A 13,655-nucleotide genomic window follows, 5' to 3' on the forward strand; every position below is an offset into this window, starting at 1 on the left:
ATTATTGCTTGCCTTTGGACACACTTCACAAGCCACCTTTGGCTCGGCCCCCATGCCGCCATTTTCCAGGAAGGAGAGATCATGAAAGCAGGCCTTTACATCGCACCGCTGCTGGCAGCCCTTTGCGGCACCGCATACGCAGCCCCCTCCCCTGACAGCGCCGTGTTGAAGGTTGAAGGCGCCATCAGCAGCCCCACTCATCAGGCTCTGGCTCTGTGGGACAGCGCCATGCTGGATCAACTGCCGGTACACGAAATCAAAACCCATACCCCCTGGTATGACGAAGCCAAGACTTTTCGCGGCCCGCTGCTGCAAGATGTATTGGCCAAGGTCGGGGCTACCGGCAAACAGCTCACCATTACCGCGCTCAATGACTACTCGGTACAGGTGCCGACAAGCGATGCCGAGCAGTATCGGGTCATCCTCGCCCGCACGATCAATGGCAAGCCACTGTCGGTGCGCGACAAAGGGCCGCTGTTCCTTGTCTATCCGTTTGATCAATATCCCGAACTGCAAAACAAGCTCTATTACGGTCGGGCTATCTGGCAGATCAGTGCGATAAAAGTGGAGTAAATCCCATCATGCGTTCCATGGCGGCCAGTCAACGTTTCTTGTTTGTGGTGCTCTGCGTGCTGCTCCTTGCCTTTGCCGGTATTGGTACCATCCAGTACCGGCAATTTCAGGATCTGCAGCGCAGTACCAGCCAGGGCGAAGACAACGTGATGTGGAACTATTTCCAGCTCTATAACGAAGCGCTGCGTTTTCAAAGCTCGCTGCTCCATGAGTCGCAACCGACCTTCCAGCTCAGATACGATATTCTGGTCAGCCGCATGGATCTGGTGCTGGAGAGCAAGGATCGCAGCCTGCTTCAGCAAACAGAGATCTACCAGCAGGCAAGCAAAGCCATTCGATCCTACATCTCTCTGGCGGATATCTGGCTCGGCCCGGAAGCCACCAAGCCGCTCGACAATCTAGCCCATCAGGAGCTGCGCCAACAGCTTGCCTCCCTGCTCCCCCTGCTCCATCAGCTGACTCTGGAGGTGAACCAGCAGGCGACCCTGTTTGATGTGGCGCGTCGCGACAGCGTGAGGGAGCAGATCATCACGACGACACTCATCGCGACCCTGCAGTTTGCGCTGCTCTTTGTGCTCGCCCTGCTGATCTGGCGGCAAATGAATATCTCGTTTCTGCAGCACAAACTGATGCAGCAGCTCAATGACAAACTGCTGCGGGCAAATCAGGCGGCAGAGGCAGGCACAAGAGCCAAAAGCAGCTTTTTGGCCAACATGAGCCATGAAATTCGCACCCCCATGAATGGCATTCTCGGCATGCTCTCACTGCTGGCCGACCGGGATATGGATCCGAGGGAGCGAGACTATCTGGAGACGGCGCGCGAATCGGCAAACCATCTGCTCGGTCTGCTCAACGACATTCTGGATGTATCCAAGCTGGAAGAGGGCAAGATCGAGCTGCAACTGGCCCCCCATCACTTGCCCCAGCTGCTGGAGGATATCCGGGCCCTGATGCAGAGCAACTGCGATGCAAAAGGGATCAAGCTGACCCTGGCTGTTGCCCCCGATACGCCGGAGTGGTTGATGATCGACCCGCTGAGGGTGCGCCAGATCCTCTTCAACCTGGTGAGCAATGCCATCAAGTTCACCCATCAGGGGGAAGTAAAGATCCATGTTGATAGCACCCTGTTGGAGCAGGATCGCCACTCGATACGCATCTCGATCCAGGACACCGGGATCGGCATGAGCAAAAGTCAGCTAAAGAACCTGTTTCAACGTTTCGCCCAGGCGGATGTCTCGATCACCCGCCAATATGGCGGATCTGGCCTGGGACTTGAAATATCCCGTAACCTCGCACGTCTGATGGGCGGCGATATCTCGGTAGAGAGCAGCGAGGGACATGGCAGTACTTTTACCTACATCTGGCCCGCCAGAGCCACGATCCCCTCGATTGTTTGCCTGCCGTCCAAGCCGCTGGATCAGGAGAGCTATCGCATCTTGCTGGTTGATGACAATGCCACCAACCGCAAGGTGATCGGCGCCATGCTCGACTCCGTGGGCCATCAGGTCACACTGGCCGTTCAGGGAGAAGAGGCGCTGGAGAAACTGGGTCACACCGAATTTGATCTGGTGTTGATGGATGTCCAGATGCCAGTGATGGATGGTCTGGTGGCCACCACCCGGATCCGCACCTCCCAAATGCCTTGGGCAGATATTCCCATCATCGCCCTGACGGCGGATGCGATGCCGGAATCCAAGCAATACTATCTTTCCCATGGCATGAACGGGTATATCACCAAGCCCATCAATAAAGAGACGCTGCTAAGCGAGATAAACAGACATATTTCCCATGGTCGGCTTAAATACAACGCAGCCATGCGTGTCACCAAGCAATAAAACCGCGGATTCCGGACTACTGATTGCTCATCTGGGGCCACATTGTCGTCTGCAGGCAACTGCATGGGCTTGGGTCTGAAACGCATACAAGCAAACAGCTTGGCCACCTTTTTGCGTGCCCAAAGCTTGTCTCGGGTATGCAGGGATTTTTTGATCTCTTTGCGGCGACCACAGGGGAGCGTGGTGACTTTTCGGTAATACCAGATGCCGTGGGGACTGAGCCAGAGATTCATCGATGAGCTCCTCGTCGTCCACACAAAGTGGATGACCAAGGGCTTTAGGAAGCTAACTTATTGAATTATAGAAACAAGTGGTGGCCCTACCAGCCACATCCCGGCACTCGAGTCCCCCGCCTTGGCTGCTACCTTCCGGTCCTGACCAGGTCGACGGGTTATCAATGCGAGAGGACCAATAGGACCACCGGCGAGGAGAATAGGCAAACTGGGCGTTCAATGCAACGGCTTTCTACCCTCCAACAGATCGTTTGCCTTATTTTTCAACAATCTGCCGAATGAATCAGCTAAACAGCATAAATTTCGCCCCCACCAGCAGCATCAGCAGGGCAAAGGCCTGCTTGAGGCGTGTGGGTGACAGGCGGTGTGCCAGCTTGGCGCCAATGCGTGCGAACTGGGTACTGGTCAGCACAATGCCCAGCAGGGCGGGCAGATAGATGTAGCCCACACTCCACTCGGGCAGATCGGCATGACCCCAACCCGCATAGAGGTAGCTGAGGCTCCCCGCCAGCGCGATGGGCATGCTGCAGGCTGCAGAGGCTGCTACCGCATTGCGCATTGGCACCGAGTTCCAGCTCAGATAAGGGACCGTGAGCGAGCCACCGCCAATACCAAACAGGGCTGACATCCAGCCAATGATGGTACCGGCGATGCCTGTGCCGAGCGGACCCGGCATATGGCGTTCCGCTTTGGGTTTAAGGTTGAGCCCCATCTGCAGCGCCATGCTCCAGGCGAAACAACCGATGATGATATTGAGGGTGCTGGTGCTAAGCAGATTGGCCGTCATACCACCGAGCCAGGCACCAACCAACATACCAGCCCCCAATCTGCGGATTATCACCCAGTCGACGGCGCCCGCCTCCCGGTGGGCCCGCAGCGAGCTGAATCCGGTAAAGATCATGGTGGGCAACGAGGTGCCGAGGGCCAGATGGGTAATGATTTCAGGGTCGATGCCCTGGGCGCGAAAGGTCATGACCAGCACGGGGACAATGATAAGACCGCCGCCGATCCCGAACAGTCCCGCCAGCATACCGGCAAAGGCGCCCAGCAGGAGGTAACCCATAAACAGCATAAAAATTCCTGTGTTAAACAAAAACTGGCCAACACGGCCGGGCAACAGTGGATATCTGCATGAAAAAAAAGAGATGGCGCGAGGGCCATCTCTTCATTGTGCCGGTTAGTGCAGTGGAATGGTACCGTCCATCACCTTGTAGAAGGCCAGCACGGCACAGCCGAGCAGGGCCGCCGTCATCCCCTGCTCCAACCGGTTAAGGCCGCGCAAACCGTGATGCTGACGTGCCTTCCAGTAGATGAAGATGCCCGGACTATAGAGCAGCGCCACCAGCAACAGGTACTCCACACCGGCAGCGTAGACCAGCCAGCAGCCGTAAACCGTCGCCACCAGGGCCAGCAGCAGGTCACGCTTGCGCTGATGAGGTTGACCCTGATAGGTCTCCCCTTTCAATGCCAGCTTCAGGCCATAAGCGCCCGAAAAGACGTAAGGCACCAGCGCCGCCGAGGTGGCGATGTTGACCAGCGCCAGATAGGTGCTGCTCTGGAAGTAGATGATGATCAGGAAGATCTGCACCAGACAGGTAGAGCACCAGAGGGACACCTGCGGCGAGCCGTTCTTGTTCTCCTTGGCAAACCAGCCCGGGAACACGCCTGTTTTGCCTGCGATGTAAGGTACTTCAGCGGCCAGCACTGTCCAGCTCAGCAAGGCTCCCATCACCGATACAACCAGACCGATATTGATAAGCCAGGCACCCCAGGGGCCGACCACGGCTTCGAGGATCATGGCGGTAGAGGGGTTCTTGAGCGCCGCCAGTTGCGGCTGGCTCATGACACCCAGCGAGAACAGGGTCACCATCACATAGAGTGTCAGGGCGCCGAGCAGCGCCAGCACGGTGGCACGGCCCACATCCTTGCGATGACGGGCACGGGCAGAGACCACCACGGCCCCTTCAATCCCGATAAAGACCCAGAGGGTCACCTTCATGGTGGACTTGACTTGATCCATCACGGAGCCCAGCTCCATGTTGTTCTGGCCCCAGATATCCAGAGTGAAGGTATCCATGTTGAAGGCCAGCAGGATCGCAACACAGAAGACGATGAGCGGCACCATCTTGGCGATGGTGGTGACGATATTCACCAGCGCAGCAACCTGTACCCCGCGCAGCACCAGCGCATGCACCGACCAGATCAGGATGGAGGCCAGCGTGATGGCCACCGGCGTATTGCCGTCACCGAAGATGACGTTGTCCGGCGTATCGAAGAAGTAGCTCAGGGCGCTGAACACCACGATGGCGTAAGAGACGTTGGCCAGCAGTTGGCAGAGCCAGTAACCCCAAGCGGCGTTGAAACCGATGAAATCGCCGAAACCGGCTTTGGCATAGCTGAAGATACCGCCATCGAGATCGGGGCGGCGCATGGAGAGGTTCTGATAGACTAGCGCGAGACAGATCATGCCAAGACCGGTGATGGCCCAACCCAGGGCGACCGCCCCGGCACTGGCATGCGCAGCAATGTTTTGTGGCAGACTGAAGACCCCGGCGCCGACCATGGAGCCGATCACCAGCGAAATGAGGGCGCCCAGCCCTAGTTTCTTGTCCATTTCAATCCTGTTTATTTAGGCGGCGGCAGAGCGTCCGTATTCATACTGCGCGCAATATGGGAGGGGCTGGGAATCCTGACCCCGTGAAAAAGGCGGCAACTATATTGCATGACTATTCCGACCGCAATCCCTCGTCCCGTCAATCATGCACCGCCTTGACCGCGCGCAATTTTACAGCACTGACCCATATGGCCTGTGAGCTGGCTCAAATTAACCAAGACCCATTGATATTTCTCATTTTTCTGCCAACACAACCTGACTCGCATGGTTCCTATGCATCGCCATTCAGGCACTCTCTGTATAAATAATCTGCATAAAAAAGCCCCGGTGGAAACACCGGGGCCCATTATGTAAATCCCTATAAACGCAAACCGCCATCCAGTTCTATCATCCTTCCCGACAGATAGTCGTTGGCAAAAATAAAGCTCACCGTCTCGGCCAGCTGTTGCGCCTCGCCAAGGGTGCCGACCGGAATGGCCTGCCGCATCCGCGCCATCGCCTCCGGCTTCATCGCCGCCGTCATGTCGGTGGCAAACACCCCGGGGGCAATCCCCATCACCCGAATGCCATGGCGCGCCAACTCCCGCGCCCAGGTCACCACCAGCGAGGCAACCCCCGCCTTGCTGGCGGCATAGTTGCTCTGGCCAATATTGCCAGCGCGGGCGATGGAGGAGATGTTGATGATGACGCCCCCCTGCCCCCCTTGCGCCATCAGCGCCGCTCCCTCGCGACCGCAGAGGAAGGTACCTGTGAGGTTGACGTCAATCACGCTCTGCCACTGGGCCAGCGTCATCTTCTCCACCAGCTCACCCTCTTTCACCTTGATCAGCATGCCATCGCGTAAAATGCCGGCGCAGTTGATAAGACCGTGCAGCACGCCAAAACGCTCCTTGATGCCAGCAAAAACCGACTCAACCTCGGCTTCGCTCGCCACATTGCAGACAAACAGCTCGCACTGGCTATCTTGATCGCACTGATCATTCTGACTGCGCACCAGGGCTGCGGTCGCCTCCAGATCGGCGCGATTGATGTCGAGCAGCGCCAGCGTCGCCCCCTGTGCGCCCAGGGCCAGCGCAATGGCCCGTCCCAAGCCACGTCCAGCGCCGGTAATAACGATGACCTTATCTTTGATATCCATCAATGCTCCTTGTAGCGGTCGAAGGGAGATGCCTTGAAGAGAGGTGGCCCGTCAGGCGGGATCCTGTTTATCCAGATAGAGTTCGACGATGCTGGAGAAATCACGGCTCCCCTGCCCCTGAGCAGCATGCAGGTTGAACAGGTTACGGGCGAGCGCCCCCATCGGCACAGCGCTGTGGCCATGCTCGGCCAGCGCCATGGCCAGCCCCAAATCTTTCACCATCAGACGGGTCATAAAGCCCCCCTGATAGTTGCGGGCGGCAGGGACATTCTCCATCACCCCGGGCCAGGGGTTGTAGCGCTCCAGACTCCAGTTGTTGCCGGAGCTCTTGCCCATGATGGTGGAGAGCACGGCGGGATCCAGTCCCTCCTTCACCCCGAGGGCCAGCGCCTCGGCGGTACCCGTCATATGGATCGCAAGCAGCATGTTGTTGCACATCTTGGCGATCTGCCCGGCACCCAGCGCCCCGGCGTGAAACAGGTTCTGCCCCATGCAGGCGAGCAGAGGTTTTGCCGACTCGAAATCCGCCCTATCGCCGCCAACGATAAAGGTGAGCGTCCCGGCGGCCGCACCGGCGACACCGCCCGATACGGGGGCATCAATAAAGCGCAAACCGCGTGCGCGGGCCGCCTCCCCGACCTGACGGGCAGAGTCGACATCTATGGTGGAGCAGTCGATCACCAGTGCACCAACCGGCAGGGCTGCCAGCAGATCCTGCCCCTCAGACAACCAAAGGTCGCGCACATGCTCCCCCGCAGGTAGCATGCTGATCACCACCTCGCAGCCGGTCACCGCCTCACGGGCATCCCCCGCGGCGATGCAGCCAGCGGCGATAGCGCGCTCAATGTTTTGGGCAACCAGATCAAACACCTGCACCCTGTGCCCGGCCCTGGCCAGATTGGCCGCCATGGGCCCCCCCATGTTGCCGAGCCCGATAAACCCTATCCTTGTCATCCCGCTTGCTCCTTGCGTTGCTGATGGCGGCGTGCGCCGGTTGCCAAGATGTTATTCCTTGCAGGCCAACGGATTGCGCCCCTGCGGCCAGCGATAGAACTCGTCCAGCCACTCCCCCTCCGGTGGCAACTGTTGCCAGCGGGGATCTTTATCCTTGTCGATCAGCAGTGCCCGTACCCCTTCCACAAAATCCCCCTTCAGCACGCAGTTGACCGAGAGGGTCAGCTCCTCGGCAAATACCTCTGCCAGTGAGTTGCGGCGAGCCTGCCAATATTGACGCCACAAAATGGCGCGGCTGATGGGGCTGCCGGTGCGGCAGAGCTGCTGCGCCTGCTGGAGTACCGTCTCCTGTTCATCGAACTGAGCTTCGAACAACCGCGCCAATACCCCTTGCAGCGTGCGCCCCGCCAGCAGGACATCGATTTTCTGTTGATGGGGTAGCAATACTGGCGCTGGCAAGCGGGCCGCTACCTCACGGTGCAATCCCCTGAGCAGCAGATCGATCTGCTCACGGGGCTCACCACTAGCAGCCCAGTCGAGCACGGCGAGGCGTGACAACAGCGCACTGCGCTCGCCACTGGCGATAGCGTGATCCGCCAGCCCAAGACCGATGGCATCACTCCCGTTGAAGCGGGCGCCAGTCAGACCGAGCCAGAGCCCCAGCCGCCCCGGCATCCGGCTTAAAAACCAGCTTGCTCCCACGTCGGGGTAGAGGCCTATGGTCACCTCCGGCATGGCGAACAGGCTCTTTTCGGTCACCACCCGAAAATCGGCTCCGGCAAACAGGCCAATACCGCCCCCCATGCAGATACCGTCCGCCACGCAGATCAGGGGCTTGCGGTAAGAGTGGATGTGGTGGTCGAGCCGGTACTCCTGCTCGAAAAAGTCGCGGGCATATTCGAACAGTTCCGCCTCGCTCGCCTCCTGCTTGCGGTAATAGAAGGAGCGGATATCGCCACCGGCACAAAATGCCTTCTCACCCGCTCCCTGCAGCAGCACACAGACGATGGCGGGATCCTGCTCCCAACGGGTCAGCGTCTGTTGCAGGAGCTGGATCATCGGCAGGCTCAATGCGTTGAGAGACGATGGGCTATCGAGGGTCAACACCCCGACCTGATGGCCATCTTCGGTGGGATAACAGCTAACCTTGACCGGCTCACTCATAAACGGCTCCGTATGGATTTATTCTGTTGGGCCATATTGCCAGCGCGGTAAGCGTTTCTCCAGGAAGGCGGCCACCCCTTCACGCTGGTTGGCATCGCTAAAGAGATCGAGAAACAGCGCTCGCTCAAGGGGCAAGGCGGCATCCCGTGGGCCACTGCGCCCCTGATTGATCAGGGTTTTGCAGGCGCGCAGGGCGCTCGGGCTCTGGCGCTCCACCAGATGGGCCATCTGGTGCGCCGCCTCCCACGCCTGACCGGTTTTCACCACCTCCTCCACCAGCCCCATCTCGTAGGCCAGCGAGGCACTCACCTTCTCACCGCAGAGGATCATCCGCTTGGCCCAGCCCGGCCCCACCAGCTCGGTCAAACGCTGGGTGCCACCGGCACAGGGAAGCAAGCCCACCGAGGCTTCCGGCAGTCCCAGCAACGCCTGCTGCTCGGCGATGCGGATATCACAGGCCAGCGCCACTTCCAGGCCACCGCCCATGGCATAACCATTGATGGCGGCGATACTGACGCCGTGAAAACGGGCCAGCGCCTCGAAGGCCTTGCCAAAGGCCTCGGCTACTTCACGGGCCAGCTCGACATTCCCCTCGACAAACATATTGAGGTCGGCACCGGCGCAGAAAAATTTGTCGCCCGCACCACGGATCACCAGCGCCACCACGTCGGGACGACTGTCGAGCTCCACCATCATCTGCAAAAAGGCCTGCAGGCTGGCGAGGGTCCAGGTGTTGGCAGGGGGATGGTCGAGGGTGATATAGGCCACGTGGCCATGATATTCGAGTCTGATCCTTGTCATAGCATTGTCCTTGTCGATGAAGCTGCCGCCATGATGACAGGCTTGAATGACACCAACCTGTGGCTGGCTCACAAAGCCGAAACCGGCATGGCATGGTGCAAATCGGGTGGCAGGCAACACACCCTTGATGCGACCACCGGTTAGCCCAGCGACAAACCGGGATCGGCCAGCATGCGGCGCGCGATGATGAGTCGCATCATCTCGTTGGTGCCCTCCAGAATGCGGTGTACCCGTGTATCGCGCAGATAGCGCTCGAGCGGATACTCGCGGATATAACCATAGCCGCCAAAGAGTTGCAGAGCCTCATCACAGATTCGATAACCCACATCGGTGGCAAACCGTTTGGCCATGGCACACCAGGCACTCTTGTCCGGTGCCCCGCGATCCAGCTTGTCGGCGGCCTGACGTACCAGCAAACGGGCGGCAGCCAGCTCGGTCGCCATATCGGCCAGGCGAAACTGCACGCTCTGGAATTCGCTGATCGGGTGACCAAATTGCTGGCGCTGCTGCACATAAGCCAGCGCATCGTCCAGCGCCTGCTGGGCGGTGCCCACCGAACAGGTGGCAATATTGATGCGCCCCCCATCGAGGGCCTGCATGGCGAACTTGAACCCTTCCCCCTCCTCACCCAACCGGTAGCGGGCGGGAATACGCACCCTGTTGAAAACAACCTCCCGGGTCGGCTGGCTGTTCCAGCCCATCTTCTCTTCTGCCTTGCCATAGCTCACGCCGGGGGCATTAGCCGGCACCATAAAGGCAGAGATCCCCTTCGCACCTTCACCACCGGTACGGGCCATCACCACCAGCACATTGCTGCTGCCTGCTCCCGAGATAAAGACCTTGGTTCCCTCGATGAGGTAGCTGTCACCCTCACGCACCGCCCGGGTCTTGAGTGCCGCAGCATCGGAACCCGCCCCCGGCTCGGTGAGGCAATAGGAGCCCAGCAATTCGCCGCTAGCCAGTTTGGGCACCCACTCCTTGGCAACCTCGGTGGGCAACCAACTACCCAGCATCCAGCTCACCATGTTGTGAATGGTCAGATACGCAGTAGTCGAGGTACAGCCCATGGCAAGACGCTCGAAGATGAGGCTCGCATCGAGGCGCGGCAGCCCCAATCCGCCAAACTGCTCCGGAGTATAGAGACCACAAAAACCTAGCTCGGCCGCCTGCTTGATGGTCGGGATCGGAAACTCATGCTCCTTGTCCCAGCGCGCGGCATGGGGTTTGAGCGCCTCATCGGCAAAGGCGGCGGCCGCCTCCACATACGCCTGTTGATCATCGGTCAGGGTAAAATCCATCTTGTCGTTCGCTCCCTTGTTGTCCCGCGCTTATTTTCCTGAGTTAGCGCTTTATGACGCGGCGCCCACACACTGGTCATTCGGATCTGCCACTATGGCGCTGTTGTCGTGGTAGCTGATGACGCTCTCACTACCACCTATCTATCGACACACAACAGATTAACAATTGATTTACGTTTACGCTAACGTAAACTTGTGGCAGAAGTGAAGTACAAAATGGACCGACCACTGCCAGCCGTAACGCCGAGTCAGCCGGTCGAGCCAACCTTCCAACCCGACTGTCATATCCGCAAGGAGAGCATGGATGCAGATGGATGAGACCCTGAATGCCCTGACCGAACAGGTTGCGGCCTTCTGCCAGAAAGTGATCGCCCCGCGCGCCAGCGAGATCGATCAGAGCAACGCCTTTCCCCGTGATCTCTGGCCCCGGATGGGTGAACTGGGGCTGCACGGCATCACGGTGGCGGAGGAGTATGACGGGGTGAACCTCGGCTATCTGGCCCACGTGCTGGTGATGGAACAGGTAAGCCGCGCCAGCGCCTCGGTCGGCCTCTCCTACGGCGCCCACTCCAATCTCTGCATCAATCAGATCCACCGCCACGGCACGGCGGAGCAAAAAGCACGCTACCTTCCCCCGCTGGTGAGCGGCGAGCATGTGGGGGCGCTGGCCATGAGCGAGCCGGGAGCCGGGTCCGATGTGGTCAGCATGCGCCTCACCGCGGAGCGCGAGGGCGATCACTTCGTGCTCAACGGCAACAAGATGTGGATCACCAACGGACCCGATGCCGACACCTTCGTCATCTATGCCAAGACAGATACCAGTGCGGGCCCCAAAGGGATTTCTGCCTTTATCGTTGAAGCCGGCACTCCCGGTTTTTCTACCGCCCAGAAGCTCGACAAGCTGGGGATGCGCGGCTCCAGCACCTGCGAGCTGGTGTTCGACAACTGCCGAGTGCCGCAGGAAAACCTGCTGGGCACCCTGCACGGCGGGGTCAAGGTGCTGATGAGCGGGCTCGATTACGAGCGGGTGGTGTTGGCTGCGGGCCCCCTTGGCATCATGCAGGCCTGCATGGATGTAGTGCTGCCCTATGTGCGTGAGCGCAAGCAGTTTGGTCAAGCCATCGGCGAGTTCCAGCTGGTGCAGGGCAAGCTCGCCGACATGTATACCCGCCTCGCCAGCAGCCGGGCGCTGGTCTACTCGGTGGCGAGCGCCTGCGATCAGGGGCGCACCAGCCGTAAAGATTGCGCCGCAGCCATCCTGTTTGCCGCCGAAAACGCCACCCAGATGGCTCTCGACGCGATCCAGCTGCTCGGCGGCAACGGCTACATCAACGAATACCCCACTGGCCGCCTGCTGCGGGACGCCAAACTCTACGAGATCGGCGCCGGCACCTCGGAGATCCGCCGCTGGCTCATCGGCCGCGAGCTGATGGGAGAAAATGCATGAGTCGTATCCACTCCCGCCTCGACACGGCGAGCCCGGAATATGCGGCCAATCGGGCCGCCATGCAGGGGCTGGTCGATGATCTCCATGCCCGCATTGCCGAGATCGCGCAAGGGGGCGGCGCGGCCAACAACGCCCGCCATCAGGCCCGTGGCAAGCTGCTGCCCCGCGAGCGCATCAATCAGCTGCTGGACCCGGGATCCCCGTTTCTCGAACTCTCGGCGCTTGCTGGCTGGCAGGTCTATGACGAGCCGGTGCCCGCCGCCGGTATCATCACCGGCATCGGCCGGGTTTCGGGCCGGCTCTGCATGCTGGTGGTGAACGACGCCACCGTGAAAGGCGGCACCTACTACCCGCTCACGGTAAAAAAACACCTGCGCGCCCAGGCCATCGCCGAGCGGCTGCGCCTCCCCTGCCTCTATCTGGTGGATTCCGGCGGCGCCTTCTTGCCGATGCAGGACGAGGTGTTCCCCGACCGGGATCACTTTGGCCGCATCTTCTACAACCAGGCCCGCATGTCGGCCCAAAACATCCCTCAACTGGCAGTGGTGATGGGGCTCTGCACCGCTGGCGGCGCCTATGTGCCCGCCATGGCTGATGAATCCATCATGGTCAGGGAGCAAGCCACCATCTTTCTGGCGGGTCCGCCGCTGGTCAAGGCCGCCACCGGCGAGGAGATCAGCGCCGAGGCCCTGGGCGGCGCCGAGGTACACTGCGCCCACTCGGGAGTTGCTGATCATATGGCCCGTGACGATGCCCATGCGCTGGCCATCGCCCGCACGCTGGTTACTCATCTGGGTAACGAGCCGATAGAGAGCAGCCCCGGCTACGAGCCACCCTGCTACCCGATCGAGGAGCTCTACGGTCTGGTGGGCACCAGTCTCAAACGCCCTTACGACGCCCGTGAACTGATTGCACGACTGGTGGATAGCTCTGACTTTGACGAATTCAAGGCGCTGTTCGGCACCACTCTGGTGACCGGCTTTGCCCGTATTTGCGGCATGGAAGTGGGGATCCTCGCTAACAACGGCGTGCTGCACAGCGACAGTGCCCAGAAGGGGGCCCACTTTATCCAACTCTGTAATCGCCGCGCCATCCCACTGCTCTTTTTGCAGAACATCACCGGTTTTATGGTGGGGAGTAGCGCAGAAAAAGAGGGGATCGCCAAGCACGGCGCCAAGCTGGTAACCGCAGTGGCCTGCAGCCGGGTGCCCAAGATCACCCTGATCGTCGGCGGCAGCTTTGGTGCCGGCAACTACGGCATGTGCGGCCGCGCTTATGAACCCGATTTTCTCTTTAGCTGGCCCAACAGCCGCATCTCCGTCATGGGGGGCGAGCAAGCGGCCGGGGTGCTGGTGCAGGTGCGCCGGGACAAGCTGGCTGCCGAGGGCAAAGATTTGAGCGAGCAGGAGGCGGCCGCCATCCGTGCCCCGGTGATCGAGCAGTATGAGCGGCAGGGTCACCCCTACTACGCCAGCGCCCGCCTCTGGGATGATGGCGTCATTGACCCGGCCCAGAGCCGCACCGTGCTGGCGCTGGCGCTCGCCGCCTGTCAGGGTGCCCACATTGAACCCGAGCAGTACGGCATCTTTCGGATGTAA

General features: G+C 60.0%; 11 protein-coding genes and 1 other RNA gene. 4 read left to right on the top strand and 8 right to left on the bottom strand.

The window, feature by feature from the left end:
• Nucleotides 1–81 precede the first annotated feature (81 nt).
• Together G5168_RS01310 and G5168_RS01315 are read left to right on the top strand one after the other, a co-directional pair.
• The gene (locus tag G5168_RS01310) at nucleotides 82–573 is read left to right on the top strand and encodes a molybdopterin-dependent oxidoreductase (protein WP_005351410.1); all 492 of its coding nucleotides are present in this window, start codon (nucleotides 82–84) and stop codon (nucleotides 571–573) included.
• An 8-nt stretch (nucleotides 574–581) separates the two neighbouring features.
• Nucleotides 582–2,408 carry an ATP-binding protein gene (locus G5168_RS01315; RefSeq protein WP_216977570.1) on the top strand — a complete coding sequence of 609 codons (1,827 nt, stop codon included), beginning with the start codon at nucleotides 582–584 and terminating at the stop codon, nucleotides 2,406–2,408.
• A 317-nt stretch (nucleotides 2,409–2,725) separates the two neighbouring features.
• On the opposite strand, the gene ffs is transcribed toward G5168_RS01315, so the two are convergent.
• The 8 genes from ffs to G5168_RS01355 form a co-directional block, all read right to left on the bottom strand.
• Nucleotides 2,726–2,822: signal recognition particle sRNA small type (ffs, locus tag G5168_RS01320), an RNA gene on the bottom strand.
• A gap of 102 nt (nucleotides 2,823–2,924) precedes the next feature.
• Nucleotides 2,925–3,713 (bottom strand): sulfite exporter TauE/SafE family protein, encoded by a 789-nt coding sequence (locus tag G5168_RS01325; RefSeq protein ID WP_421172156.1) that lies wholly within the window; start codon nucleotides 3,711–3,713, stop codon nucleotides 2,925–2,927.
• A gap of 105 nt (nucleotides 3,714–3,818) precedes the next feature.
• Nucleotides 3,819–5,255, bottom strand: a complete 1,437-nt coding sequence (gene arcD / locus G5168_RS01330) for an arginine-ornithine antiporter (protein WP_005336921.1) — start codon at nucleotides 5,253–5,255, stop codon at nucleotides 3,819–3,821.
• Nucleotides 5,256–5,613: 358 nt separating this feature from the next.
• The gene (locus G5168_RS01335; RefSeq protein WP_421172157.1) at nucleotides 5,614–6,393 is read right to left on the bottom strand and encodes an SDR family oxidoreductase; all 780 of its coding nucleotides are present in this window, start codon (nucleotides 6,391–6,393) and stop codon (nucleotides 5,614–5,616) included.
• Nucleotides 6,394–6,444: 51 nt separating this feature from the next.
• Nucleotides 6,445–7,347 carry a 3-hydroxyisobutyrate dehydrogenase gene (mmsB, locus tag G5168_RS01340; protein ID WP_421251740.1) on the bottom strand — a complete coding sequence of 301 codons (903 nt, stop codon included), beginning with the start codon at nucleotides 7,345–7,347 and terminating at the stop codon, nucleotides 6,445–6,447.
• A 51-nt stretch (nucleotides 7,348–7,398) separates the two neighbouring features.
• Entirely contained in the window at nucleotides 7,399–8,511 is a 1,113-nt protein-coding gene (locus G5168_RS01345; RefSeq protein ID WP_421172158.1) for an enoyl-CoA hydratase/isomerase family protein, read from the bottom strand.
• 18 nt (nucleotides 8,512–8,529) lie between these two features.
• Nucleotides 8,530–9,312, bottom strand: a complete 783-nt coding sequence (locus tag G5168_RS01350; protein WP_005345131.1) for an enoyl-CoA hydratase — start codon at nucleotides 9,310–9,312, stop codon at nucleotides 8,530–8,532.
• A 140-nt stretch (nucleotides 9,313–9,452) separates the two neighbouring features.
• The gene (locus tag G5168_RS01355; RefSeq protein ID WP_421172159.1) at nucleotides 9,453–10,610 is read right to left on the bottom strand and encodes an acyl-CoA dehydrogenase family protein; all 1,158 of its coding nucleotides are present in this window, start codon (nucleotides 10,608–10,610) and stop codon (nucleotides 9,453–9,455) included.
• A 304-nt stretch (nucleotides 10,611–10,914) separates the two neighbouring features.
• Here G5168_RS01355 and G5168_RS01360 point away from each other — a divergent pair, with 304 nt between their 5' ends.
• Complete coding sequence (locus G5168_RS01360) at nucleotides 10,915–12,057, top strand: isovaleryl-CoA dehydrogenase (RefSeq protein ID WP_100645989.1); 1,143 nt, start codon at nucleotides 10,915–10,917, stop codon at nucleotides 12,055–12,057.
• Nucleotides 12,054–13,655, top strand: a complete 1,602-nt coding sequence (locus G5168_RS01365) for a carboxyl transferase domain-containing protein (RefSeq protein ID WP_421251741.1) — start codon at nucleotides 12,054–12,056, stop codon at nucleotides 13,653–13,655. Before G5168_RS01360 ends, G5168_RS01365 begins: the two co-directional genes overlap by 4 nt.

This window comes from Aeromonas sp. 600724, assembly GCF_049175135.1.
Classification (GTDB): Bacteria; Pseudomonadota; Gammaproteobacteria; order Enterobacterales; family Aeromonadaceae; genus Aeromonas; species Aeromonas veronii_A.

Bases quoted from the DNA above. Each gene is read 5' to 3' on its own strand.
- G5168_RS01310 (WP_005351410.1), top strand. From the start codon at position 82: ATGAAAGCAGGCCTTTACATCGCACCGCTGCTGGCAGCCCTTTGCGGC.
- G5168_RS01315 (WP_216977570.1), top strand. From the start codon at position 582: ATGCGTTCCATGGCGGCCAGTCAACGTTTCTTGTTTGTGGTGCTCTGC.
- G5168_RS01325 (WP_421172156.1), bottom strand. From the start codon at position 3,713: ATGCTGTTTATGGGTTACCTCCTGCTGGGCGCCTTTGCCGGTATGCTG.
- arcD (WP_005336921.1), bottom strand. From the start codon at position 5,255: ATGGACAAGAAACTAGGGCTGGGCGCCCTCATTTCGCTGGTGATCGGC.
- G5168_RS01335 (WP_421172157.1), bottom strand. From the start codon at position 6,393: ATGGATATCAAAGATAAGGTCATCGTTATTACCGGCGCTGGACGTGGC.
- mmsB (WP_421251740.1), bottom strand. From the start codon at position 7,347: ATGACAAGGATAGGGTTTATCGGGCTCGGCAACATGGGGGGGCCCATG.
- G5168_RS01345 (WP_421172158.1), bottom strand. From the start codon at position 8,511: ATGAGTGAGCCGGTCAAGGTTAGCTGTTATCCCACCGAAGATGGCCAT.
- G5168_RS01350 (WP_005345131.1), bottom strand. From the start codon at position 9,312: ATGACAAGGATCAGACTCGAATATCATGGCCACGTGGCCTATATCACC.
- G5168_RS01355 (WP_421172159.1), bottom strand. From the start codon at position 10,610: ATGGATTTTACCCTGACCGATGATCAACAGGCGTATGTGGAGGCGGCC.
- G5168_RS01360 (WP_100645989.1), top strand. From the start codon at position 10,915: ATGCAGATGGATGAGACCCTGAATGCCCTGACCGAACAGGTTGCGGCC.
- G5168_RS01365 (WP_421251741.1), top strand. From the start codon at position 12,054: ATGAGTCGTATCCACTCCCGCCTCGACACGGCGAGCCCGGAATATGCG.